Source organism: Dyella sp. NPDC103356 (genome assembly GCF_055584465.1).
Map to the genome: position 1 here is coordinate 66,493 of NZ_JBVJLZ010000005.1, position 25,840 is coordinate 92,332.

At 62.2% G+C, this 25,840-nt stretch carries 18 protein-coding genes; 6 read left to right on the top strand and 12 right to left on the bottom strand.

What is annotated here, in order from left to right:
• Positions 1–297 precede the first annotated feature (297 nt).
• Positions 298–915 (bottom strand): TetR/AcrR family transcriptional regulator, encoded by a 618-nt coding sequence (locus ACZ6WW_RS12870; RefSeq protein ID WP_465274553.1) that lies wholly within the window; start codon positions 913–915, stop codon positions 298–300.
• Positions 916–980: 65 nt separating this feature from the next.
• Between ACZ6WW_RS12870 and ACZ6WW_RS12875 the strand changes: the two genes are divergently transcribed.
• Complete coding sequence (locus tag ACZ6WW_RS12875) at positions 981–1,550, top strand: hydrolase (protein WP_465274554.1); 570 nt, start codon at positions 981–983, stop codon at positions 1,548–1,550.
• Between the two features lie 184 nt (positions 1,551–1,734).
• Here the strand turns inward: ACZ6WW_RS12875 and thrC are convergent, their stop codons facing one another.
• Genes thrC through ACZ6WW_RS12890 form a run of 3 tightly spaced genes read right to left on the bottom strand, consistent with a single transcriptional unit; the run spans position 1,735 to position 5,188 of the window.
• A complete protein-coding gene (thrC, locus tag ACZ6WW_RS12880) occupies positions 1,735–3,063 on the bottom strand; it encodes a threonine synthase (protein WP_465274555.1) in 1,329 nt (442 codons plus the stop codon).
• Positions 3,060–4,040: a homoserine kinase gene (locus ACZ6WW_RS12885; protein ID WP_465274556.1), complete on the bottom strand. Its 981-nt coding sequence runs from the start codon at positions 4,038–4,040 to the stop codon at positions 3,060–3,062. The genes thrC and ACZ6WW_RS12885 overlap by 4 nt, the downstream gene beginning before the upstream one ends.
• Entirely contained in the window at positions 4,037–5,188 is a 1,152-nt protein-coding gene (locus tag ACZ6WW_RS12890; RefSeq protein WP_465274557.1) for a homoserine dehydrogenase family protein, read from the bottom strand. Before ACZ6WW_RS12890 ends, ACZ6WW_RS12885 begins: the two co-directional genes overlap by 4 nt.
• Before the next feature lie 434 nt (positions 5,189–5,622).
• On the opposite strand from ACZ6WW_RS12890, the gene ACZ6WW_RS12895 reads away from it, so the two are divergent.
• Positions 5,623–6,036 carry an H-NS histone family protein gene (locus tag ACZ6WW_RS12895; RefSeq protein WP_281851434.1) on the top strand — a complete coding sequence of 138 codons (414 nt, stop codon included), beginning with the start codon at positions 5,623–5,625 and terminating at the stop codon, positions 6,034–6,036.
• Between the two features lie 62 nt (positions 6,037–6,098).
• Here the strand turns inward: ACZ6WW_RS12895 and ACZ6WW_RS12900 are convergent, their stop codons facing one another.
• The 4 genes from ACZ6WW_RS12900 to ACZ6WW_RS12915 form a co-directional block, all read right to left on the bottom strand.
• The gene (locus ACZ6WW_RS12900; protein WP_465274558.1) at positions 6,099–8,339 is read right to left on the bottom strand and encodes an EAL domain-containing protein; all 2,241 of its coding nucleotides are present in this window, start codon (positions 8,337–8,339) and stop codon (positions 6,099–6,101) included.
• Between the two features lie 153 nt (positions 8,340–8,492).
• Positions 8,493–8,939, bottom strand: coding sequence for a poly-beta-1,6-N-acetyl-D-glucosamine biosynthesis protein PgaD (pgaD, locus tag ACZ6WW_RS12905; RefSeq protein WP_465274559.1), 447 nt, complete (start codon positions 8,937–8,939; stop codon positions 8,493–8,495).
• Complete coding sequence (pgaC, locus tag ACZ6WW_RS12910) at positions 8,936–10,273, bottom strand: poly-beta-1,6-N-acetyl-D-glucosamine synthase (protein WP_465274560.1); 1,338 nt, start codon at positions 10,271–10,273, stop codon at positions 8,936–8,938. Before pgaC ends, pgaD begins: the two co-directional genes overlap by 4 nt.
• Before the next feature lie 203 nt (positions 10,274–10,476).
• The gene (locus ACZ6WW_RS12915; protein WP_465274561.1) at positions 10,477–12,477 is read right to left on the bottom strand and encodes a bifunctional 2',3'-cyclic-nucleotide 2'-phosphodiesterase/3'-nucleotidase; all 2,001 of its coding nucleotides are present in this window, start codon (positions 12,475–12,477) and stop codon (positions 10,477–10,479) included.
• A 178-nt stretch (positions 12,478–12,655) separates the two neighbouring features.
• Between ACZ6WW_RS12915 and ACZ6WW_RS12920 the strand changes: the two genes are divergently transcribed.
• Positions 12,656–14,368: an LTA synthase family protein gene (locus ACZ6WW_RS12920; protein WP_465274562.1), complete on the top strand. Its 1,713-nt coding sequence runs from the start codon at positions 12,656–12,658 to the stop codon at positions 14,366–14,368.
• 572 nt (positions 14,369–14,940) lie between these two features.
• On the opposite strand, the gene nagA is transcribed toward ACZ6WW_RS12920, so the two are convergent.
• From nagA to ACZ6WW_RS12940, 4 genes are all read right to left on the bottom strand, one after another.
• Positions 14,941–16,101 carry an N-acetylglucosamine-6-phosphate deacetylase gene (gene nagA / locus ACZ6WW_RS12925; RefSeq protein ID WP_465274563.1) on the bottom strand — a complete coding sequence of 387 codons (1,161 nt, stop codon included), beginning with the start codon at positions 16,099–16,101 and terminating at the stop codon, positions 14,941–14,943.
• Positions 16,101–17,135, bottom strand: coding sequence for an SIS domain-containing protein (locus ACZ6WW_RS12930; RefSeq protein WP_281851441.1), 1,035 nt, complete (start codon positions 17,133–17,135; stop codon positions 16,101–16,103). Before ACZ6WW_RS12930 ends, nagA begins: the two co-directional genes overlap by 1 nt.
• A 40-nt stretch (positions 17,136–17,175) precedes the next feature.
• Positions 17,176–18,228, bottom strand: coding sequence for a LacI family DNA-binding transcriptional regulator (locus ACZ6WW_RS12935; protein WP_465274564.1), 1,053 nt, complete (start codon positions 18,226–18,228; stop codon positions 17,176–17,178).
• Between the two features lie 68 nt (positions 18,229–18,296).
• Positions 18,297–19,583, bottom strand: a complete 1,287-nt coding sequence (locus ACZ6WW_RS12940; protein ID WP_465274565.1) for a sugar MFS transporter — start codon at positions 19,581–19,583, stop codon at positions 18,297–18,299.
• Between the two features lie 418 nt (positions 19,584–20,001).
• Here ACZ6WW_RS12940 and glk point away from each other — a divergent pair, with 418 nt between their 5' ends.
• The 3 genes from glk (at position 20,002) to ACZ6WW_RS12955 (ending at position 25,825) form a co-directional block, all read left to right on the top strand.
• A complete protein-coding gene (gene glk / locus ACZ6WW_RS12945; protein WP_465274566.1) occupies positions 20,002–21,033 on the top strand; it encodes a glucokinase in 1,032 nt (343 codons plus the stop codon).
• A gap of 117 nt (positions 21,034–21,150) precedes the next feature.
• Positions 21,151–23,910 (top strand): TonB-dependent receptor, encoded by a 2,760-nt coding sequence (locus tag ACZ6WW_RS12950; RefSeq protein WP_465274567.1) that lies wholly within the window; start codon positions 21,151–21,153, stop codon positions 23,908–23,910.
• Positions 23,911–24,004: 94 nt separating this feature from the next.
• Entirely contained in the window at positions 24,005–25,825 is a 1,821-nt protein-coding gene (locus tag ACZ6WW_RS12955; RefSeq protein WP_465274568.1) for a glycoside hydrolase family 9 protein, read from the top strand.
• Positions 25,826–25,840 lie beyond the last annotated feature (15 nt).

Below are 25,840 nucleotides of genomic sequence, written 5' to 3' on the forward strand. Positions count from 1 at the left end.
GTGGTTCAGGTTAGTTCTGCTTTACCTGGACACGCGCCCTCAGCCCGCACCTCCGTTGATAATAAGGAGTACGAGTACGAGGGTAAGAAGGAGGTTGCCGTGGACCTGCAAGCGTCCCGGAACCGTCAGGAGACGGATCTTTTCGGTGACGTGAAGGTGGCTGTTGCGCTGCGGCATGTCGTCGACCCTAACGGTGGCCGACAAGTCATGTCAACAGTTTCGTTTGAAATTTTCTATCGATCCAGGAAAATGCGATGCCGTGGACGTTTGGACGTCCAGATGTCTGGACGTTTTCAGTCACGCATTCGCAAGATCGTCCAGGTACAACCAAAGCGTGCGGCGAAGCTGCGTCTGTGCGGCCGTGCGGGCGGTCGAAGCGGTTTCGGCATGCAGGGCGACCGCGGCCTTCATCATGTACTGCACGACGGTCGCGCCAGCGCGGACCTGCGCGGTCGGCAGGCCGGGGTAGCGGCCGCTGAGCAGTCCGATCAGTTCATCGCGAATACGCATGCGTATGGTCAGCGCCTCTCCCTTGGGTACCGAGGCAGGCACCTCGGTAAGCACCACGAACGAGGGTTGCTGACGACGGAAATCCACGAACAGGCGGATCAATTGCCCCGCCAGCTCGTCGTTGCCCCATTGAGCGGCTCGCGCGGTCAGCTGGCCGATCCGGGCGTACAAGGCCTCGGCATGGCCACTCATCAGTGCCTGCGCCACCGCTTCCTTGGTCGGGAAAAACTGATACAGCGAGCCGATCGAGGCGCCCGCCCGAGCAGCGATTTCGGTCATTGTTGCCGCGTCGTAACCCTTTTCCACGAAGGTATCGGCAGCCGCCGAAAGCAGGGACGCCACCCGTTCATGACCGCGTTTACGCTGTGGCGCGCGCGCCGGCGGACTTGTTTTTTGTGAGGGCATCCTCATAAACTCCTAAGTGAGGATATCCTCACATTTCTCGTATTTTGCCGGACCCGGAGACTTCGATGGAAAAGCTCGACCCCCGCACCACGGCCCTGGTGCTTATCGACCTGCAGCTGGGTATCGCCCCGTTCGCCGGCGGCCCATACACCTCGGCTGAAGTGTACGAGCGCGCGGGCCGGCTTGCCGCTCGTTTTCGTGAACTGGGCTCGCCGGTGGCCCTGGTACGCGTCGGTTTCTCACCTGACCATGCCGACGCGCTCAAGCCCCTGGTCGACGCGCCATCGCCACCCCGCAAGCTGCCGGACAACTGGCTGGACTATGCCCCCGAGCTCCATGCCTGCGACTCCGATATCCACATCATCAAACGGCAGTGGGGTGCATTTTATGGCACCGAACTGGAGTTGCAGATGCGTCGTCGCGGCATCCAGACGCTGGTGATGGGCGGTGTTTCGACGAACATCGGCGTCGAGTCGACGGCGCGGGTGGCGTTCGAGCTGGGCTTTTCGCAGGTGCTGGTGGAGGACGCGATGAGTTCTTCCGATGCGGATATGCATGCGTTCGCGGTGGGGAAGATTTTTCCGCGGTTGGGGAGGGTGCGTAGTACGGAGGAGGTTTTGGGGATGTTGGCGTGAGGGGGGGCGGCTGTCCCCTCAGTTTGTCGTCCCGGCGAAAGCCGGGACCCAGCGTCTTTCACCCTTCTGAAATTCTCCTACTCCGTCATTCCGGCGCAGGCCGGAATCTATTCCTCAGCATTTCCGCTTGTCGATACTTTCCTGACGTGAGTAGTACGGAGCTTTCTCCAACCTGACGAATGACCTAAGCACGCGTTGCTTCCGCAGTCTCGCGCAATAACCATTCCCTCAGTGCATCCTCGTCAGCCGCAATCGCCTCGGCGCTCGCCGACCGATAAAGCATCGCCGCAAGCGGCCCCGGGACATCCGGCGAAAAACCAAGCAAGGGTTCCAGCACGGTTTCGAACTTGGCCGGGTGTGCGGTTGCCGTCACCACGCGTGGCAGGCCATCGTCGGGGAGGTTGTCCAGTACATGCATCGCCGTTGCGGTGTGCGGGCAGAACACGTTGTCGTGTGCCTTCGCATGGCGGGTGATGGTTTCGCGAATCGTCGCGTCGCTCACGCTCGAGGCGGTGAGCTGTCCGCGCAGTTCGTTGTCGTATGGGAAAGTCCAGCGCAGACGCTCGAAATTGCTGGGCGCGCCGACGTCCATCGCATTGGCCAGGGTGGCGATGGTGCGGTGGGCGGCATAGTCGGCACCGGCGAAATAGTCGGGCAGGGTGGTGTTGGCGTTGCAGGCAAGATGGATCGAGCCGATCGGCAAACCCATCTCGCGCGCCCACACGCAGGCCAGCGCATTGCCTAGATTCCCGGTCGGAACGATGAAATTGGCCTCGGTCCCGTGCGTGCGCCAGATAGCCAGCGATGCTTGGGTGTAGTAGCTCATCTGCGGCAACAGGCGGCCCAGGCTGATGCTGTTGGCGGACGATAGCGGCCGCTGCGCCTGCAGTTCGGCGTCGCCGAGCATGGCCTTGACCATGCGCTGGCAGTCGTCGAACGTGCCATCGACCCGCAATGCCTGCACGTTGTCGCCGAAGCAGCCGAGCTGGTGAGCCTGACGCGGCGAGACGCGTCCGTCCGGGTAGAGGATCACTACCTGGATGCCGGGCCGCTGATGCAGCGCGGCAGCTACCGCGGCACCGGTATCGCCGGACGTGGCCACCAGAATGGTCAGCAGCGGTTGCGCGCTGTCGCCACGCAACTGGTGCGCGAGGCAGGCGGCGAGAAAACGCGCGCCGACATCCTTGAACGCCGCGGTGGGGCCATGAAACAGCTCCAGCACATAGGCATTTGTGCGTTGCGCGAGCGGCTTCAGCGGCGTATCGAAGCTCAAGGATTCCGTGCAGATATCCGGCAACGCGCCCGCCAGTGTGCTGCCGGCAAAGAACGGTTGCAGCAGCACCGTCGCGACCTCGGCCAACGTGTTGGTATCGGCGAATGCGTCGATACTCAGACGCGGCAAGGCTTCGGGTACGTAAAGGCCACCATCGAGGGCGAGGCCTGCGCTGATTGCCTGTTCAAGCGTTGCCGAGCCGGCCCCGCGCGTGCTGTGAAAGAGCAATGGCTCGCTCATGCGTCCCTACCTTCCTCCAGAAGATGCGCCGCCGGTCCGTCGATGGGCGACACGAATGAATCACTTTGCAGACCCGCCGCAGCAAAAGCGGCAGACATCGCCGCCGCGGCTGCCTGGGCATCGCCGCGATTTTCGTACCAGCCGAACACGCTCGGGCCTGCGCCGGAAATGCTCGCACCCATGGCGTGATGATCGAGTGCTGCCTGTTTCACCTTGGCGAATTGAGGCACCAGCGACGCGCGTCGCGGTTCGACCAGGACGTCTTTCAGGCCATCGCGCACCAGGGCCGCCTCGCCGCGATAGCAGCCGGCCAGGACCAGGGCCAGGTTGGCGCTCTGCGCGACAAACTCCGAGAGTGCGTAGTCGCCCGCCAAGGCCGCACGTGCCTTGCGTGTTTCCAGCACCACATGCGGATGCACCAACGCGCAATACCATTCGGCCGGTACCGGGATGCGCACCATCCGGTCGCGCGTGGCCAGGACCAGGCCGCCAAGCAGCATGCCGCCGATGTTGTCGCCGTGCCGGCCGCCGCTGGCGACCGCTTCGCCTTCCAGCGCGAAACCGTACAACGCTTCGCGCGGCAACGGGCGGTCGAGCAGGGCATTGGCAGCGATCAGTGCGGCGACGCAGGAAGACGCTGAACCCCCCATACCCGAACCCAGAGCGATGCCCTTGTGCAGCACCAGTTCGAAGCCGTGCGCCAGACCGAGCGCCTTGCGCAGGGCAAGCAACGCCGCGCCGGCGGTGTTCGCGCGCGCTTCGGTCGGTAGCGGATGGGCGGCGCCATGGATGGCGGTAATGCGCACCTCCGGCTCGGCGATGCGCCGGACTTCGGCACGGTCTCCGGCACCTGCCAGGCTGTGTCCGAGGATGTCGAAACCGACGCCGATATTGCCGACGCTGGCATAGGCAATGGCTTGAGCTGCTTGCATGGCTGACGTTGCGCGCCTTGGAGAGAGCTCCAATTGTGCATTCATGGCCTGAACTCCAGCGTGTCGGCAATGCGCAACAGGTCGGAAAAGATGCCCGCGGCGGTCACTTCCGGTCCGGCGCCGGGCCCCTGCACCAGCATGGGATTGTCGTGATAGCGCTGCGTGGTGAACTGCACGACGTTGTCGGTCAGGCGCGAATGCGCGAAAGGGTGTGCGGCCGGCAGCACACAAAGCGAGACCTTGGCCTTGCCGTGCGCATCGAGGCTGGCGACATGCCGCAGTACGCCGCCATGCGCGCGGGCGTTGGTCAGTTGCGCGGCCATCGGGGCATCGAGCTCGCTCATGCGCTCCATAAAGTCGTCCTGCGACAGGTCGGCCAGGGCGGGGGGAACCAGACTTTGCACGTCGATATCTTCCAATGAAAGCTGCCAGCCTGCTTCGCGCGCCAGGATCACCAGCTTGCGGGCAACGTCACGGCCGGAAAGGTCGTCACGCGGATCGGGCTCGGTATAGCCCAGCGCATGGGCTTCGTGCACGAGGGCGGAAAAGGGGCGGCTGCCATCGTATTGATTGCACAGCCAGGCCAGGGTTCCGGAAAACATGCCGTCGACGGCGAGCAACCGGTCGCCGGTGTCGAGCAGGTCGCGCAGGGTCTGTACGACCGGCAAGCCCGCACACACGGTGGCTTCATAGCGGAAGCGGGAGCCGGAAAGGCAGGCGTTGCGGATGGCGTGCCAGCGATCCAGCGGGCCGCTACCGGCCAGCTTGTTCGGCGTGACCACATGCACGCCCGAAGCCAGCCAGCCGGCATAGTGCGCGGCGACATGGTCGTTGGCGCTGCAGTCGATCAGCAGCGAGTGGCGACCGTCCATGCCGCGCACATGTTCGGCAAAAGCATGCAAGTCGGCCGGTCGCCAGGTCTGCGCGCCATCGTGCCGGGCATTGAGATCCGGGTCGTCGCTATCGAGCCACATACGCTTGCTGGCGGCGACGCCACAGAGCTTGAGGTCCAGTCCCATGCCGGAGAGGCGCGGCTGCGCGGTGCGCAGCTGGGTGAGCAGGGCGCTGCCGACGCGGCCGGGGCCGATCAGGCCCACGGCCAGCACGCGGCGACGGGCGGATATCGCCGGCAGCGCTGCACCATGTGGCGGAAGCAAGGGTTCTTTAGCGGATGGTGAAATACACACGTTCACGATGACCTCCTTGAGATTAGGGGGCCCCGTCTTCAGTGTGTAGGCGGTTCGGAGTATGCCGGCCCGCCTCTTGTGAGGGCGGGACCGTTGCGGTATTGCTTTACTCGCGCACGGACATCCGCCCAGACCCGGTTCCGGTAGTGGTAATAGTGGTCGTGGAGGCGGACGGCATGACGGTCCCGGCGGTTGCCAGGGCGATGGGCATGCAAGATGGCAGGCTGATCGGCGTCATGGTGTCGACATTAGGTGCGATGCTGCGGTGCAGTCAACAGGTTCATTTGCAACCTTTTCCATGTTTGTCGGTCGACGAATACGTCATATATATGTCGAGTGCGTCTAAACTGACACATTAGTTGCCATCTCACCCTGGTTTTACCCCGTGTCTTTTGGCAACCTCAATCACGCAATTCTTTTAAAACACCATAGGAACATCCATGGCTATTGATCTGAAGTCCCTTTCGCCCTCCCAGCTCCAGTCTCTTATCGCCAATGCGGAATCGCAAATGCACGAGGCCCGGGCCAACCATATTCAGGACGTCCGGAAGAAGATCGACGCGCTCTTGGGCAATAGCGGGCTGACCCTCGCTGACGTTTACCCCACCCGTGGACGTGCCGGGAAGGGCACGGGCAAGCGTTCGGCAGTGGCGCCGAAGTACCGCAATCCGGAAAACCCGGCCGAAACCTGGTCCGGTCGCGGTCGCCAGCCGCTGTGGCTGGCCCATGCCCTCAAGCGTCGCGGCAGCAGTATCGAAAACTTCCTGATCGAAGGCGCCACCAAGGCAAAAGCGCCGGCCAAGAAGACGACTCGGGTCGCGAAAAAAGCCACCCGCAAGAAAGCCCGTCGTTAACCGCTATCGGCTTTTAAGTGTGATTCGACAAAAGCCTCGTGGGTTAACCACGAGGCTTTTGTTTAGATGATCGCCGCTTCGCTGACACGTTTGATAGCTTCGTCGATGGGCAGCGGCGTTGCAAAGAAAAACCCCTGCGCCCAATCCACATTCAAGGCGCGTAACGCCTGCGCGGTGTCGGCATCGGCGACGTGTTCGGCAACGGTTTGTGCCTTGAGTTCCTGCGCGATCATGACGGTGGCGCGCACGACCGCCAGATCATAGGCCGAGCGCGTCATGTCGCGCACGAAACTGCCGTCGATCTTGATAACGTCGGCGGGGATCTGTTTAAGGCGTTCGAACGATTGAAAGCCGACCCCGAAATCGTCGATACCGATATGGCATCCGCGCTCGCGCAACTGTTCAAAGAGCGTCAACGATTCGGCTTGATAAGCGATCGCGGCGGTTTCCGTGACTTCAAAACACAACCGATTGGCCGGCAGTATGAAGGTATCGAGTTGAGCGAACAGGTCGCGGGCAAAGCCTCGCGAAGCAAGCGACTGCCCAGCCAGATTGATGCAGAAACGGCCGATGCCGGGAATCAGCGCTTCATGTTCGTGCAGCCAGCGATTGAGTTGGCGGACCATGGCAAGATCCAGCTCTGCCATGCGCCGGTCGGCTTGCAGCTGTTCGACGAACAGGTGCGGCATGATGATGCGACCATCGCGGTCGCGCAGGCGGCAGAGCAATTCGCCGTTGATGTTGGCGCTGGCGGCGGCTTCCGATAGCGGCACGAAAGGTTGCAGATAGAGTTCCACTTCCATCGCGCGGATCCGCGACAGCACGGTGGTCGATAGCTCCAGACCGCGTTTGTGCTGCTCGCGCGGGTCGGCGTGTGACGCGGCGCGGGTCAACTGCACCTGGGATTCTCCGCGTGTGCGCGCTTCGATAGCGGCATCGGAGGCGAGGGTAATGCGGGTGTCGAGCGTGGCGTGCGCCAGCGCTGATTCGGTCACACCGAGGTAGGGTAAAACATGAAAACGCCGCTCCTGCCACACGAATTCCTGCTGTTGCAAACGGTGTAATACGTTTTCCCAGGACATGTCGCCATCGCGCAGCAAGATGACAAACTGGCCGGTGCCGATATGAAAGACCTCGGCGATGTCCTCCAGTTGCGCGGCCACCCAACTGCTCATCGCCGCCTGCGCCTGCAGGCCGAAACTGGCAGAAACCTTTTCGGCGCGATCCAGTATCAGAAAGCCCAGCGGGAGATCGGTGCGGTGTCCATACCGCTGGCGCAGTGCGGAGAGATTGGGCAGCCCGCTCAAGGGCTCGATCAGGCTGGCCTGTTGATACTGGGCCAGTGCGCTGTCGCGCTCGCGGCTATAGAGATAGAGCAGCAGCACCATCAGTTCCAGTGTCATGCATTCCAGCGCGATGCGTGCCAGGTCGAGCATGTCGGGCAACTCGCTGGAGCGATCGACGTACCGCGACAACGCAGTGGCAAAGCTGAACTCCACCAGCACCAGCAGGGCCATGCTCCAGCGCAGCGGCAGCTTGAACGACGCCCATACCACCAGCACCGCAATCAGCAACCGATTTTGCAGCAGCACGTCGAGAATGTTTTCTATATCGAACTGTTGCCAGCTGGCGAGCTTCAATAGCAGTGCGGGCAGCAGCACGCCGAACAGCACCGGTTGCCAGGGCAGGGAGCGCTGCCACCAGGGCCGGATAGCGTGCGTGGGGTTTTCGGTCTCCAGGACCAGGATCGGCAATGCCAGGATCAGCGTGCCGAAGAACTTGGCGAAAAATACTTGCACCGTATCGCTGGCTACCGCGGCCCAGTCAGGCACCTGCAGCGGCGATACCAGCATCAGGTTGCCCAGAGCGTAGAAGCCAGGCAACACCAGCAAAGCAGCGAACAGAAACCGTGGAATGTGTCGCGCACTGAAGACGGCGTCGCTGGCATGGCCCCGGTAGACGAAGCCGCGCATCCACAGCATCAGCCAGTACACGCCAAGCGCCAGGAGCAGGCCCATCAGGCCGGGCACCAGCGGCGCATGCTCGGTATGGAACATGCGAAAAAGCCAACACACGGTAATCGTGAGCAGGCACATGCGTAGCGCCGAACGTTCGCGATAGGCCAATGCGGACACGACCAGCGCGCCGGTGGCAAGGTGCGCCAGGGAAGCCATGCCGCGTACGCCGAAGAAGTCGGCGCGGTAGCTCATGTTGACGCTGAAGAGCAAAGTCGTGGCAAGAACGAGCAGCACCGCACGCAGCCAGTAGCCGCCGGTATAAAACCTGTGCGATGCATGTGCCATCGAAAACTTTGTCTCCCCCATTCAGCAAGCGACGTCTTGTCAGCCTGCTGCCACTGTGCCCGGTATAGATACCACACTCATCGGTTAGACCAAGACACGGATGCGTTGGCAGCGAGCCAGCGGACCGCAAGAACTTGTCATCCGTGGCGAGCATCACTCTTCTCGCAGTACCTCCACACGGACAGGCACCGCTGATTCGTCCAGTAAAACCCGAATAATGCGATGCCTTCGCAGGCGCTCGCCGAGCACATGATCGGCGCCCAGGCGTTCGTCGACCGTGCTTTCCAGGACATCGCGCCGACGTCGCCGACGGTCGGCGTCGGCAAATCGAAAGCGGTTGTATTCGGCCCAGCCAATCAATACGAGAGCGCAGAGCAGCGCGATGACGGGTAACGCCAGGACGATGAAGGGATCGATGGCATGCTCCTCCAGATAGAGTCGCTGGTAGGCCGTCCGGATGCCCAGGAACCATGCGAAGAGAGTCAGCAAAGGCACCCACAAGCAGGCATAGAGCAACCAGGCGGCCGTGGCTATCGCCCCCCAGAGGGTACGACGCAAGCGGGTCAGGCGGTCGGGTCGATCGATCAGCGGGGGATTCATCGCACACCCCGGTCCGGGCTGGTCCAGCGCGCACGCCGGTCGCTGCGATCGGCGATCGTGCGCGGCAGGGCGATCACGGCGGTGAGCATGCCGATGACCCAGAACGCCAACGGATACCAGATGATCCAGTAGAAATGGCGCGCCAGCGGTCGCTCATAGCGGCGCTCGATCACCAGGCTGGTAAAAAACTGCAGCATGCAAACCGTCGCCAGCACCACGCCGTGCCATCGCGGCAGAATAGTGTCGACGTACAGCGAAGGCGGCAGAGGCAGAAAATTGCCCAACACCCAGAGCACGATCAGCGTCAGCATGACGTAAGCCCAGGCCAGGCTGGCGAGATATTCGAACAGAACGCCCCACATGCGCCGCTTGCGCCACGTCAGCACACTGCGACCATGACTGAGCAGCACCTCCACGCCACCACGCGCCCAACGCAGGCGCTGGCTCCATAAGCCGCCGAGGGTTTCCGGCATGAGGATCCAGCAAAGCGCGTTGGGCTCGTAGCGAATCTCCCAACCGTCCAGCTGCAGGCGCCAGGAAATGTCGATGTCTTCCGTGACCATGCGATCCGACCAATAGCCAATGCGATTGAGCGCCGTCTTGCGAAACGCGCAGATCACGCCCGACACGGTAAATAGCTGCCCATAAACGCGCTGCGCGCGTTTGATCAGGCCGATGATCGCGGAGAACTCACCCACCTGCATGCGCGCCAGCAGGGTCGTGCGGTTGCGCACGCGCGGGTTGCCGGTAACGCCGCCCACTCGCGGTCCATCCATCAAGTGGCCGACCATCCAGCGTGTGGCGTGCGTGTCTAGGATCGCATCGGCATCCACGCAGATCAGGTATTCCGAGCGCGAGGCCAAGGCGCCCACGCGCAGGGCGTTGGCTTTCCCGTGATTGCTTTCAAGATGGACCACCCGAAGTTGTGGCACCTGTTCGACCAGCTCGGCCAGGCGCTCGACGGTGTCATCCGTGCTGCCATCGTCGATGGCAATGATCTCGAAATCCGGATAAGCCTGCGCCGCAATCGCCTCGATGGTTTCGCCGATACGTTCGGCCTCGTTGTAGCAAGGCACCAGCACGCTGACGAAAGGGCTGTCGCGTAGCGGCGGCGGCTCATCGTGAGGTGGCGTGCCGCGTTCCCGGCGGAGGTAGTAGTACACGCCGCCGATCATCCAGAAAAAAGCCATCACGATCGGATAAAAAAACGCGAAATCGAGTAGTGCGACGATCAGCGCAGGGCCTGAAGCCGTGTGGGTAATGGCCAGTGCTCCCGTCCCGACGGGGACCAGGAGAAGGCGCTTGAAAACATGCGCACGACTAGTGTGCGGCATAAAAATGCAGCATGGCGGTCATGCTTGTCCTTTCGCAGCAGGTAAGTCGGCCGTCGTCCGCTTACCTTGCAAAGGCGTGCGTCAAGACAATGTTTTTTTTGGAGCGCCAAATGAACGGCGACTCAGCATGGGCGGTTTTGTTGTGAACAAAAAAAGCGCCGGGCATGCCCGGCGCTTCGCAAGCCAAGTCGATGCGAGTGAGCTCAGCGGCTCAGATCGATCGCGTAGATGGCCGTGCCATCGCCGTTGTCCTTGAGCAACGTAATATTTTTCAGGCCCACGGCATGCGCAATATCCTGTTTGCCCGCGGCCGCCTTGAACACCACCGGGCCACGCGTCTTCAGCGGTGCGAATCGCCAGGAGGTCGCCTCCAGGTCTTTCGCCTTGATCTGCTTGTGCTGTTGCAGCCACTTGGCGAGGATTTCGCGTGCGCCATCCGGCGCCGCCAGCACGATGTTGCTGCCGTCCAGGCCGGGGAAATTGCCGCCGCCGCTGGCGCGGTAGTTATTGGTGGCGACGATGAAATTCTGCTCCGGCTTGACCGGCTTGCCCTTGTAGGTGAGATGGACGATGCGCTCGCCCTTGGGCTTGGACACGTCGATGACGTAATGCAGGCCGCCCTGGATCTGATCGAAGTTGTAACCAGGCAGGCCCTTGCCGATCAGCTCCTGTTCGCCGGTCTTGTTCGGGTCGATCTGGTTGAAGCGTTCGGCCGATTTCTCCAGCCACGCCTTCAGGCCGGTGCCGCTGACTTTCACTGCGTTGAGGGTATTGGGATAGAAGTACAGATCGGCCGCACTGCGCAGGGTGATCGGGCCGGGTACGACATCGGTGTAGTCGTCGGGACCGCCGAAGCCAGTGCGGAAGGCCGCCGCCGCCGAGAGCACTGGCAGCTTGGCCAGTTCCGGGTGGAGGTGCGGCAGTTCGGCAGTGACGTATTCCCGCTGAGCGGCATTGATCGCGGCAAGCCCGGTCATATTGCCCTGGTCGGCAAAGTAGCTGCTCATGCGAACCTTGGTCTCGCCGATCGGCGTGTTGACGTAGGCCACGGCGGCATCGTGTGCCTTGGCAACCAGCGGCGCGATCGCCGGATCAGCCGGCACGCAGTCGGTCTTGGTCGGGCAGATCGGACGCACTTCGCTATGCGTCTTGTCCTTGTTGATCACCCAGCGGCCGTCGCGCCGTTCCAGCGCAAGCTCGATCACGCCCAAGTCCTTGCCGAAGAAGCCGCCCATCACCGCCGGCGTGCCGCGCACGAAACCGCGCTTGGCATCGACGTCCTTCATGCCCTGGTAGTGCGGGCCGGGAAATTCGGTATGCGAATGGCCCAGCAGCAGCACGTCGACGCCCGGCACCGCGGCCAGATACCAGCCGCCGTTTTCCATCTCGGAGGTATAGGTGTCGGTGTTGAGGCCGCCATGCAGCACGGCCACGATCAGGTCCGGATGCTGCGCTTTCAGCTCGGGGATGTACTTGTTGGCGGCCTCGACCACACCGGTGACGGTGACCTTGCCGGCCAGGTTCTGCTTGTCCCACTCCATGATCGGCGGCGGGGTGAAGCCGATGATGCCGACCTTCAGTGTCACGCTGCGCTTTTTGCCGTTCGGCGCGTCGACCTGGATGGTCTTTTCCACCACCGCCCAGGGCTTGAAGATCGGCTGCCCGTCGCGCGCGCTGAACACATTGGACAGCACCAGCGGGAAATGGGGGCCGGCGCAGCGGTCGGTATGGCCGCCGTCGACGTTCATCGGCGTCCCGGTGACCTGTGACAGGAACGGCAGGCCGTAGTTGAACTCGTGGTTGCCGGCGGTGCCGCCGTCGTAGCCGATCGCGTCCATCGCCTGGTAGATGCCCAGTTCTTCCTGGCAGCCGATCTTCTGCACCTGGGCCTGGTAGTCGGCCAACACGCTGCCCTGGATGGTGTCGCCACTGTCGAACAGGAAGGTATTGGCGTACTGCTGGCGCGCCCGGCGGATCAGCGTGGCCGTGCGCTCGTAGCCCAGGCTGCTGTCCGGCTTGAGCTTGTAATAGTCGAAGCTCAACACATTGGAATGGATATCGGTGGTTTCCAGGATCGCCACCTGGGCATGGCTTCCGTCGGGCGCCACGGCGGGTTTCTGCGAGGTCGTGGCGCAGCCGGCAAGCAGGGCCAGGGCCATGGCGGCGGGCACGGCGGCCCGGATCAAGGTGGAGCGCAAGGGCATGGGACGTTCCTGAACGGGTATCAAGCCGGGCAACCTAGCAGATCGGTATGAAATTTCACGCTCAACGGCGGCTGAACCCTGCCGAGAGTCATGCCTTCCGTTGGCCTTGCAGTGGGCTTGGCGGAGCTAACATGTCGCTTTCATTACAACATGTTAGAGAACAGGGGCCCGCTGTCCGATGTCATCATCTGTGTTTCGCGTCGCCAGAGGCAGCGCGGCCTGTCTGCTCGCGCTCGTCTTCTTCGGGTTTTGTATCGATGTGGCCGTCATGGGCGAACCCGGCTGGCCGCAGCGCGGTTTCATTCTTGCCCTGATGCTTTGCACCTTCGGTGCCTTCGTGTTCGCGTTCGGTCGTGTGGCTATCGCGCTGGTGCTGAGCGGTGCGTTGTTCCTGTTACTGCGTGTGCTGTCGGTATTGAAGCTGCGTTATCTCGACTCGCCGCTGATGGCCGCCGACTTTGTCTACTACGCGCGCACCAGCCTGCTGGAGACCTTGCGGCATTACCCGCACCTGTTCGGCGTCAGCGTCACCGCCTGTCTGTTGGTACCGCCGTTGTTGTGGCTGACATGGCGCTTCGACTGGCACCTGTTGGGGCGCAGCGTACGTAAGTGGCGTGCTGCCGGTTTTGTCGCCTGTGTGGTGGCGTTCTGGATCTGCCTGTTGCCCAACGGCCCGTTCGCGGTCGTCCATGCGCGTGATATCTGGGACAAGCTTTCCGACGAAGCGTCCGCGCAGCTCACCAATTTCTTCGTGACATTCAGCGAGTCCGGCGTGCAGATGCCGGCGCAATCGAGCGAGGCCGATGCCGAACAGACATGGAGCGCGACGGCCAGCGGCACGCCGGGCGTGGCGGCCAAGGCCACCTATCCGGACATCGTCGAGGTACTGGAAGAAAGCACCTTCGATCCGTCGTACTTCAACGGCTGCAATGTGCCCGAGTGCCACGTGCGCATGCTTCAGGCCGACGCGCAGACACGCTCGCACGGTTTCATGCGCGTGCACACCTGGGGCGGCGGTACCTGGATGAGCGAGTTCGCCGCGCTGACCGGCATGCCGCACGATATTTTCGGGCCGGCCGGCATGTACGCGCCGTACGTACTGGCGCCGCATGTACGCGACTCGCTGCCGCTGCAGCTGCAACGCCTGGGTTACCTCACCGTGGCCGTCTATCCGACCAACGGCAATTTTCTCAACGGCCGCAATGCATACAAGGCGTATGGTTTCGATCGGTTCTTCGACGCGCAGGAACTGAAGCTCGACGAATGGGAAGAAACCGACGCGCAGATGTTCGACGCGGTCAAGCGTGCCTATGCCCAGGTGAAAAAACCCGGCCAGCCGGTCTACATCATGGTGCTTACGCTCAACCAGCACGGCCCGCACGACACCGACCCGCTGTCCACGCTGCCGCTGCCCTTCAGCCAGAACCCGTTGAAGAACCTGCCGGACAAGCAGTCACTGAACATGGTGACGTATCTGGCGCGCCTGCACGATTCGGACACGGCCATGACGCAACTGGAGCACGAGTTCCTGTCGCGCGCCGAGCCGACCCTGATCCTGCACTTCGGCGACCACCAGCCATCGTTCAGCGGCGTCATCCGCGAGATGGGACGCAGCGTGCCGGACGGTGCGCAAGCAGAGCAGAACTATCTGACGTACTACATGCTCAAGAGCAACTTCGAAGGCCCCGCGGTACCGACGTATCCGGTACTCGATATCGCCTATCTGCCAACGATGATTCTGCAGGCTGCGGGGTTGCCGGCCGATCCGTATTTCTCGGCGTCGATAGCGTTACGCGATCGATGCAAGGGCAGCTATAGCGATTGCAAGGAGCCGGGGTTGCTGGAGTCGTACCATGCGTGGATTTTTCAGAAGCTGCATGTGTATGAGTGAGGAGTTAGTGAGAGCGCACCTCCCCACATTTCACCTCACCCCACCCATTCGTCATTCCGGCGAAGGCCGGAATCTACTCCTCAGGCTCTCGCTCGTCAGACACGTGTCGCAAGCAGAAACGCTGAGGAATAGATTCCGGCCTTCGCCGGAATGACGAGAGGGGTAGGCGAGGGTGAGGCAACACCTTAAGTCCTCACCATTGCGACGCCTCGCGCACCAATTCGGCGTACCTCAGAAGCGCCAGAAGTGTCCCCTGACGATTCGAGTAGGCGGTACGAACGGTTTTATCTCTCAATGCTGCTCAGAGCCTTGGCTCTAAAGGCCATTCTCTCTTGGGTTACTTCTCTTTACTCCGGACCTAAAGGTCCTCCGCCCTCCGGGCCGGCTTCGCCGTTCGCATGCGCTACGCGCAAGCGTGGGCCAGCAAAGAGAAAGTGACTCGCTCGCCGGCAGGCGAGTGAAACGCCCGCTGCGTAAGCGGCCAGATCGCCCGAACACACAGGCAAGAACAAGACACTCACGTCAAAAGGCTTCCGGCCTACGCCGAAATGACGAGCGAGGGAAGGCTGCGATTATCCCACCGGGTAAACAACCCCACCCACCCAAGTCTCACGCACAACAACCCCATCATCCACCACAGCAAAATCCGCTCGCTGCCCAGCAACCAATTGCCCCTGCACCCGATCACGCCCAATCCAGGCCGCAGGATAACTACTGGCCATGCGCGAAGCTTCAGCCAGCGGCAACCCAATCACCTGCACCGCATAACGTACCGCACTGGCCATATCCAACGCCGACCCGGCAAGCACACCAGCGTCACTCTGACAAACTCCGTCACGCGCCGTAATGGTCTCGCCATTCAACACATAACTGGGGTTATCCGACCCGACCGGAGGCATCGCGTCGGTGACAAGAACACTCTTGCCCCGCGCCTTGGCAGCAATGGCAATACGCAAAGCCACCGGATGCACATGGTGGCCATCGGCAATCAGACCGCACCAGCTATGGGGATCGTCCAACGCGGCACCCACTACACCGGGATCGCGACTACCCAGCGGCGTCATCGCGTTATACAGATGCGTAAACCCACTGACACCCGCATCGAGCGCAGCACGAACCGTGGTGTAGTCGGCCGCCGTATGACCGGCAACCACCACCACACCCGCCTGGCTGAACTGACGAATGGTATCCATCGGCACCTGCTCGGGCGCCAGCGTCAACATCACCACACCACGGTTGCCGGCAGTCAGCGCCAGCACATCTTCGTGCTCTGGCAGGCGAAACAGTCTGGCGTCGTGAATACCCTTTCGTGCTGGTGCCAGGAACGGGCCCTCGACGTGGATGCCGAGAATGCCCGGCACGCCCTGATCGATCGCATCGTTGACGGCCTTGAGCGCCGCACGCATCACTTCAGGCGTGTCGGTAATCAGCGTCGGCAACATTCCGGTGGTGCCGAACTTGCGATGCGCGGCCGCGATGCTGGCCAGCGCTTCGACGGTCGGTGTTTCGTTGAACAACACGCCGCCGCCGCCATTGACCTGCACGTCGATAAAACCCGGCAGCAGCAGATGACCGCGCAGGTCGTGCTGTTTCGCTTGTGCAACGCGAGGATCGTCCTGCGCCACGATCGCGACGATATGAGCGCCCTCGACCAGGACGGCCTGGCCTTCGCGCGGGCCGTGCTCGCCGAGCACGCGTCCATTGACCAGGGCGAGCATGCTTTGCGTTGCCATCAGACCGTCTCCGTCACCTTGTTCAGATGCGGCGGTACGTCCGGGTCGTAGCCGCGTGCCAATGCGAGCGCGCTGGCAGCGCGATAGAAACTCTGCACGGCCAGCAGCGGGGTTACGATCGGTGCGATGTTGTTGGGTAGCGGCAACGCATCGGTGCCGCTGGCGCCGGGCGCCGCGACCCACACGCGTGCGCCGCGCGCGCGAAATTCGCTGGCGACGGCAAGCGTGTTGTCCAGCGTGCCGTCGTCCTGGCCGAAGAACAGCACCGGAAAGCCGTCGCCCACCAGGGCCATCGGACCGTGCTTGACTTCGGCAGCGCTGAAGGCCTCCGCATGCAGGCCGCAGGTTTCCTTCAGCTTCAAAGCCGATTCAAGGGCGGCGCCGAAGCCGTAGCCGCGACCGACCACGAACAGATTCTGCTTGTCGCGCAGGCCCTGCTCGAGTGCACTCCAATCGCTATCCCAGCCACGGCGCAGATCGTCGGGGAGCCGTGCGATCACGCCATGCAGTTGGGCGTCGTCACTCCAATGCGCGGTCAACTGCAGGATCGCGGCCAAGGTCGCGAGGTAACTCTTGGTGGCAGCGACACTACGCTCAGGGCCGGCGCGCAATGGGATGACGGTGTCGGCCAGTTCCGCCAAGGGCGAGTCTTCGACGTTCACCATCGAGATGACATAGGCGCCGGCTTTCTTGGCCGCTTTCGCGCTGCGCAACAGGTCGGGGCTCTTGCCCGACTGAGAGATGGCGACAAACAGTGCGCCGTCCATTTTCAGGTCGGCATCGTAGATCGAGGAAATCGACGGCGAGGCGGATGCGGTCATCAGGCCGAGGCGTGTTTCGAACACATACTTGGCATAAGCCGCCGCGTGATCGGAACTGCCGCGCGCGCAGGTGGCAATGAAGCGCGGCGGATGGGCGCGCAGATGCTTGCCGAGTTTGGCCAGCAGCTCCGCGTTCTGTTCGAGTTGGCGCGCGACCACGTCGGCGGTCTCGGCCGCTTCGCGGTACATCAGGGTGTCGCTGGAAGATTTCATGGATCTCTCGATAAAAGTCGGGCGCCGTTCGAACGAACGCTCAGCCCTTGCGTGGCGCGGAGCCGCGTGGCGGTGCGGTGGAGCCGCGGACCACGAGTTCCGGTGAAAAACCTTCGTTACTGGGTATCTCGGCGCTGCCGTTGTTCTTGCGCTGCAGGTCGTCCATCAGGCGCAACGCGGCGTGACGGCCGATATCGCCGGTGGATTGGCGCGCGGTGGTGAGTGCCGGCCAGGCTTGCTTGGAGAACGGGTTGTCCTCGAAGCCGGCGATCGACAGATCCCACGGTACGTCCAGTCCCGCCGAGCGGGCAGCAGCCAGCACGCCGGCGGCAATTTCGTCGTTGCTGCCGAAGATCGCGGTAGGCGGCTCCTTCGATGCGAGCAGCTTGCGCGCGCGGCGAAAGCCATCGTCGAAGGCATAGCTGCCGGGCAGCACGATCTTCTTGTTGAGTGCGATGCCGTAATCCTTGAGCGCGTCCGAATAACCCTGGAAGCGCTCGGGGCTGGAACGATGATGCTCCTCGCCCCACAGGAAACCGATGCGCGTATGACCGAGCTGGATCAGATGCTCGGTGATCGCATAAGCCGCATCGCGGTCGTCGACATAGACGCAGGGCGAGCCGTCCTTGGGATCTTCGCGCGCGGCGATGATGCGCACGAAGGTGATGTCTTCGCTTTTCAGCGTGGCGATCAGGTCGTCCTGCTCGGACATCGGTGGTGCCAGCACCAGGCCGGCCAGGCGCGAGCGCTTGACCAGCGAACAGAGCTCTTCGGCCAGGTCAGGCGCGGACGAATCGCAGGGATGAATCTGCAGACCGAAGCCGCGCTCGCGACATGCCGACAGCACGCCTTCCTGCATGCTGATGACGTAGTGCGCGTTCGGGTTGTCGTAGACCAGGCCGATCGCATAGGCGTGCGTACTGCGCAGGCCGCGGGCGGACGGATTGGGCCGATAGCCGAGGGCTTCAATGGCGCGTTCGACTTTTTCGCGCGTGTCGGCACGCACGGAAGTCTCCCGGTTGATCACCCGGGAGACGGTCTTGAGCGATACGCCAGAACGCTTGGCGACGTCCTTGATGGTGGGGCTTTGCAACGGCAGAACTCCGGTAGCGCGGTTAACCGGGCATCGTAGCCCAGGCTTGGGTCATCGGGATGGCGGTCTCAGGTCCCGTGCTGGCCTACCCGGTGGCCGCGCGCGCCGTAGTAGAGGATGTACAGGTAGCAGGGCACCATCAGCACGGCGAATACCAGCTGGAAGTTGAAGTGCGCCTTCAGGTGCGCAAACAACTGCGGCAGGATCGCGCCACCGACGATGCCCATCACGAGCAAGGCCGAACCCAGCTCGGTGAACCGGCCCAGGCCCTTGATAGCCAATGGAAAGATCGCCGGCCACATCATCGCATTGGCGAAGCCAAGTGCCGCGACAAAACCGACGGAGACATAGCCGTGGGTGACATACGCGCCCAGGGTAAACACCATGCCCAGCACCGCGGACAGCGCCAGATAGGACTGCTGCGAGATGACCTTCGGGATCAGCGCAAGGCCGGCCAGATAGCCCACCAGCATGCAGATGAGGGTGAAAGACGTGAAGTGCGCGGTTTCGCCCGGGGCCAGACCGAAGCCCTGGCCATAAGTGCCGATGGCGTCGCCAGCCATGACCTCGACACCCACGTAGAGGAACAGGCACAGCACGCCCAGCCACAGGTGCGGAAAGCTGAAAATGCTGCCCTTGCTGTGGCCGATCGAACGTTCGCTGTTGGCGCCGGACGGCTTGATTTCAGGTAGCGAGGAAAACAGGATCCAGGCGGCTACGACGACCAGCAGTGCAGCGAGTGCCATGTATGGCCAGAACACGCGCGATGCGAATTCAGTGAGCAAGGCATCACGCGAAGGACCGACCTCCATGGCGCTTATCCGACCCAGGAATGCATCGATGCCGGTCATCACCAGCGCGCCGAAGGCGAATGGCGCGATCGCGCCGGCCACCTTGTTGCAGATGCCCATCAGCGCGATGCGCTGCGCGGCGCTTTCGATCGGGCCGAGAATGCTGATGTACGGGTTGGAAGCCGTCTGCAGCAGCGACAGGCCCGCGCCGATCACGAACAGGCCGGTCAATGCGCCGGGATAAATGCGAATGCGCACGAACTCGCCGAACAGTGCCGCGCCGATCGCCATGATGAAAAGGCCCAGCACCATGCCTTTCTTCATGCCGGTGCGCTTGAGCACCGCGCCCGCGGGCAGCGCCAGCACGAAGTAGGACACGTAAAACGCAAACGGCACCAGGAAGGCGTTGATGTCGTCGAGCGTAAAGGCGACCTTGACGAACGAGATCAGCGGCCCGTTGAGCCAGGTGAAAAATCCCATGACGAAAAACAGCAGGCCGATGATCAGCATCGGTACCAGGCTGGATGTGCGCGGTGCGTCCGCGGTGACTGTTGTGGATGACATGATGCTTTTCGTGGCTCCCCGCCCATGGCTTTGGTAACGCTTAAAGATAGCCCGATGGGCCGACCTTCCCCAGGGGTGTTTTATCCGCGCTAACTAGCAACGTTGTCAATTGTTGTCCTTCGACGAGACATTTTCCGACGCCCGGCATCCGTGACGGATGACACGGGCCGGTTTTGGCCATGGCGCGATGCGCCAAAACCCTTGGCCCGTCACTATTGATCGATCTAAATGGCTTTGGGCTGCGGATTTGACCTGTGTGGCCCAAAAACTGCCAGAGAATGATCATGCTGCACTGCAAAATAACAAATTGACCCGACTTCGAAATGTCCTGTTGACAACGTTGTCATCCGTTCGCAGACTCCGGCCGAACAAGGGTGCGTTTTACAAAAACGTTACGGGGATTTGACGGGGGTATGGCGTGGCGGACGTGGTCAACCACAGCAGGGCGAATGGGTCGTCACCGGCCGGCGCTATGTTTCTAGCAGCCGATGTGGGCGGCACCCATGCGCGCGTCGGCCTGGTGAGCCAGCGTCCAGGCGAACGCCAGACGATTACGGTGCACCAGTATCAGCGCTATGCCTGCGCGGACTGGCCGAGCCTTACTGCCGTCTTGAAGGATTTTGTCGCGCATCTGGACAACTCGGTCCGGGTCGACCAGTGCGCGGTGGCCAGCGCCGGCTATGTGCTGGGCGACGCCATCGTCAACGACAACCTGCCCTGGCCGGTGTCGATTCGCGATATCCGCGACAGCCTCGGTATCGATCAACTGACCGTGGTCAACGATTTCGAAGCGGTGGCCTATGCCGCGCAGTTCCTCGCCCAGGCCGACACCACGCCGGTAATCGAAACCCGTGCCGAACCGGTCGAGGGGCCGGTGCTGGTAATGGGGCCGGGCACGGGGCTGGGTTCGGCGGTGCTGTTTCCAGGCAAGCCGCGCGCCAGCGTGCTGGCGACCGAGGCCGGGCAGATTTCGCTGGCGCCGGGCAATGCGCTGGAGATCGACATCCTGCGCTGGCTCGCCCGCGATCGCCCGCACGTGTCGTTCGAAGACGCCTTGTCGGGTCCGGGCCTGCTCAATCTTTATCAGGCGATCGCGCATCTGCGCGATCGCAGCGTCGCGCTGACCCTGCCGAGCGAGATCACCCAGGCGGCTCTCGACGGCAGCGATGTCACGGCCGTCGAAGCGCTGGATGTGTTCTGCGGCCTGCTCGGCAGCTTCGTCGGCGATCTGGTGCTGCTTTACGGCGCACGCGGCGGCGTATTTCTCGCCGGCGGCATCCTGCCGCAGATCCGCGAAAAGCTGCTGACCAGCAGTTTCGCCGAGCGCTTTTTCAACAAGGGCGTGATGCGCGCCTTCTTGCAACAGGTTCCCGTTCGGTTGATGGAACACGGCCAACACGGGGTGATCGGCGCAGCCGGGTTGTATCTGGATAGCCGGCCCATCCGGTAAGGAAACATCAGCCATGCAGCACGCTTTCGCATCGAACGATAAGCAAGCCAACAAGAAGCAGCACCGCAATCACGCCACTACCAACCGCTGTTGATTCGCCTCTGAGGGGAGGAAACCATGTCCTATCGAAAGACTCTACTTGCAGCCAGTATCGTCGCCAGTCTCTGTCTAGCCGGCAACGTGTATGCCCAGGACAACGCGCAGGCGACGCCGTCCACGCAGCTGGGGCCCGACGGCAAGCCCGTCAAGGACCTCAACACCGTCACCGTCGTCGGTATTCGCGATAGCGAAGCCGAATCGCTGAACCTGAAGAAGTCAGCCGATTCGCATGTCGAGATCGTCACCGCCGAAGACGTCGGCAAGCTGCCGGCCAAGAACGTGGCCGATACGCTGCAGCGTTTGCCTGGCGTCAATATCAGCTCGTCCAGTGCGAGCGAAGGCGGCTTCGACGAAAGCGATCGCGTGAGCCTGCGCGGTACCAACCCCAGCATGACCCAGACCCTGGTCAACGGTCACACCATCGGCACCGGCGACTGGTTCGTGCTGAGCCAGGTGCAGACGGTCGGCCGCAGCGTGAGCTACAGCCTGCTGCCTTCGGAAATCGTCAGCGAAGTGGTCGTGCACAAGTCTTCCGAAGCCAAGCTGCAGGAAGGCGGTGCTGCCGGTTCGGTCGACATCATCACGCGCAAGCCGCTGGAGTTCGCCAAGCAGTACACCACCCAGGTGTCCGTCGGTGGCGTGTATGCGGACGTGCCGAGCTCCACCAAGCCGCAGTTCAGTGGCCTGTTCAACTACAAGAGCGACGATAACACCTTCGGCGTGATGGCGCAGGCGTTCTACGAGAAGCGCAGCCTCGAGCGTGACGGTCAGGAAGTGGTGGGCGGTTATGCCCAGATCGCTCCGACCAGCGCCCTGGCTACCGCGCATCCAGATCTGGCTGGCGTCTACTACCCGAATGAAATCGGCCAGACCCTGTTCACCCAGACGCGCACCCGCAAGGGCGGCGCCGTCGACCTGGAGTGGAAGCCGCTCGACAACCTGACGTTGAACCTCAACAGCTTCTATTCCAAGTTGAAGGCCGACAACTTCAACCGCAACTACATGTTGTGGACGCAGGGCCCGGGTAGTGTCCCGACGGGTTTCGTGCCGACCAACCAGACCATCCAGCCGGGTTACGTGGTGCGCGGCAATGTGCTGACCCAGGCCAGTTTCGCACCGACGCCCGGCAGCACCACGCCCTCGGGCGTGTATGACCAGATCTCCCGTCCGGGCGCGTCCTCCTCGTCGGCTTATACGACCCTCGATGCCGAGTGGCGTGCGACTGACCACCTGACCTTCACCGGCATGGTCGGCACCACCCAGGGCAAGGGCGACAGCCCGACCCAGGATGTGAGCGAAGTCGGTTTCGGCGCGGGCCAGGGCGGTAGCTGGAGCATGAATGGCACTGGCAAGCCGATCAACTGGGGCGTGGGCGGCGATAACACTTCGCCGTCGGGCATGATTCCCTCGGCCGGCTGGATTTTTGGCGACCAGGATATCCACGTCAAGGACAAGGAGAACTTCTTCCAGGCCGATGGCTCGCTGGCATTTGATGATATCCCGCTGTCCTCGTTGGACTTCGGCGTGCGCTATTCGACGCATACCCGCGAGAACAAGAGCGATATCGGCCAGGGTCCGGCCGGTGACTGGCAGAATCCAGCCAACTATCCGCAGTCGTATCAGAACTATCCGGGTGACTTCAACAGCAATCTCGGCGTGACCGCACCAGGCAGCATCTGGTACTTCACGCCCGCCGAACTGGCCGCTTTCGACAAGGCGTATACAACTCGCGATCCGATTGCCCGTTACAACTGGCAGAACATCTACAAGGTGAAGGAAAACGTCGGGGCCGCTTACCTGCAGGCCAACTTCACGGGCGACCGTTGGAGCGGCAACGTGGGCGTGCGTTACGTCCACACCAAGGACGACATCAACTACAACACCAGCTCGGTGTCCGACTTCACCGTTTCCGGCCCGTACACGGGTTCGGCCTTCGGCGACTACTACAAGAACAACTACAACAACGGTTCGGGTCGCTTCCTGCCCAGCGCCAACTTGAAGTTCAGCCTGACCGACGACCTGATCGCACGCTTCGCCGCTTCGCAGACGATGACGCGTCCGGACTACTCGGCACTGGCCGGCTCGTACGTGCTCGACGACCTGACCCACACCGGCACTGGCGGCAATCCGCAGCTGAAGCCGTTGATCTCGACCAACTTCGACGCGTCGATGGAGTGGTACTTCGCACCGCGCGGCCTGGTATCGGCTGGCGTGTACAACATGTCGCTCGAGAACTACGTCAACTTCGGCAACCAGAACATCCAGTTCAAGGATGTGCAGGCCAGCACCAACGCCGGGCATGACGTGTTTGCCACCTATCAGGTCAGTGTCCCGACCAACGTCAATGGCAACGTCAAGGGCGTGGAGCTGAACTACATCCAGCCGATCGGCGACAACTTCGGCGTGCAGACCAACTACACCTTTGCCAGCGGTCATGCCGATGGCGGCGGTCCGTTGCAGGGTACGTCGAAGAATACGTTCAACGTGTCGGGTTACTTCGAGAACAAGTACTTCAACGCACGTCTGAGCTACACCTATCGTTCGTCGTTCTACGCGGGTGTGAGCCGTTCCGATACGTTCTACCAGGCTGGCATGGGCACGCTTGCCGCATCGGTCAGCTACAGCATCAACGACTGGATGTCGATCGCGCTCGATGCGATGAACCTCAACAGTCCGAAGTTCAAGTACTACACCGTCAACCCCGCCTACGGTCGCCTGCCGTATGCGTTCTATGACAACGGTCGCCAGTACTACGTCAACCTGCGCTTCAAGTTCTAACTTTTAGGCAATCCTCCCCGCCAGGGCCCGGCACACTTGCCGGGCCCGATTTTTCTTCGCGGGGCCTGAAGACTCGCTGGGAAAGTCTTTCTGCATGAAGCATCGTTGCCGTGTCATCGCCGCACTCTGTGTCCTCGCCGCGCCAGGCGTAGAAGCCGCCACGTCGAAGATCCTGGTCGATCAGGTCGGCTACGACACGCAGGCGCCCAAGCAGGCCGTGATCCTGCTGCAGGCCGCAGATGGTGCGAAGACCTTTTGTATTGTCGATGCCGATACGGGCAAGCAGGTGCTGCAAGGCGAGCTGTCGGCACCCACGACCGTCGCTCACTGGCACGATCGCTACGCTGTGGCCGATTTCAGTGCATTGAAGACGCCAGGGCATTACTACGTCGACGCCGACGGCAGCCAATCCTGGACTTTCGTCGTTCAGGACAACGTGCTCGAACGCAACACGCTGTCCAATGTGATCTATTACTTCAAGGGCCAGCGCTCCAGCGGCCTGCTCGAGAAAGCCGATCGGCATCTGGCGCGCCCTGATGGGCAGCCCGGCACGCTCGATCTGCATGGCGGTTGGTACGACGCCACCGGCGACTACGGCATTCACCTGTCGCATCAGAACCCGACCAGTTACTTCAACACCCAGCAGCTGCCGCTGGTGGCGTGGAGCCTGCTGCGTACCTGGCAGCAACTGGACGCGCGCCATGATCCGAATTTCCGCGAGTACCAGCGTCGTCTGCTCGACGAAGGGCTCTACGGCGCGGACTTTCTGGTGCGCGACAAGCGCCCGGACGGCTCCTTCTATCAATCCATCGACGGCTCTGGCGCTGCCAAGCTGCCGCAGGACCGCCATATCGGCGATCCGAATTGGCGCACGCAGATCAAGCAGAAGCCCGGTGACACCACCGAGCAGATTCAACAGCCGGCACGTGGACCGCATGCCTTCGAGGCGAGCTTTCGCGCAGGCGGCGGCATGGCCATTGCGGCCTTGGCCCTGGCTAGCCGCATGGACGCCGAGGGCGACTACACGCACCAGGATTACCTGAAGGCCGCCGAAGACGCCTATCGTTTCCTCGACGCGCACAATAACGAGCTGACCAACGACGGCAAGGACAACATCACCGACGATTACTGCGCGCTGCTGGCCGCGGTGGAGCTGTATCGCAGCACGCACGACGAGGCATGGCGCAAGGCGGCCGATGCGCGTGCGGACAAACTGCTCGCGCGCCTGATCAGCCACGGCGACTACCGCGACTACTGGCGCGCGGATGACGGCGTGCGACCGTTCTTTCATCCTTCGGATGCGGGCTTGCCGGTGATTGCCTTGACCGAGTACGCCAGCGTCGTCGACGGCAAGCGCCTGGCGCAGGTTCGCGATACGGTAAAACGTTCACTCGCCTTCGAGCTGCGCACCACCGGCGATGTCGCCAACCCGTTCGGCTATGCCCGCCAGTTGGTGCGCAATAAACAGGGCGATCTGCGCACCGCGTTCTTCTTTCCGCACGACAGCGAAGCCGCGCCGTGGTGGCAGGGCGAGAACGCGCGCCTGGCATCGCTGGCCGCCGCCGCACGTCTGGCTGCGCCCTTGTACAAGGGTGATCCCGCATTTCAGCGTCAGCTGCAAGGCTATGCGTGGAACCAGCTGCATTGGATACTCGGCCGCAATCCGTATGACAGCAGCATGCTGATGGCCAGCGGGCACAATAACGCACAGTACATGTTCTTCGATTCCTACGCGTATACCAGCGCGCCCGGTGCGATCATCAATGGCATCACTAGTGGGCTGACGGATGAAGATGGCATTGCGTTCAACCTGGGTTATGCGCAAACCGGTAAGGACGACGACTGGCGCTGGACCGAGCAATGGCTGCCGCACGATGCGTGGTATCTCTTTGCTGTCAGCATTCCCCGCGATTAACGCCGTGAGAGTTTC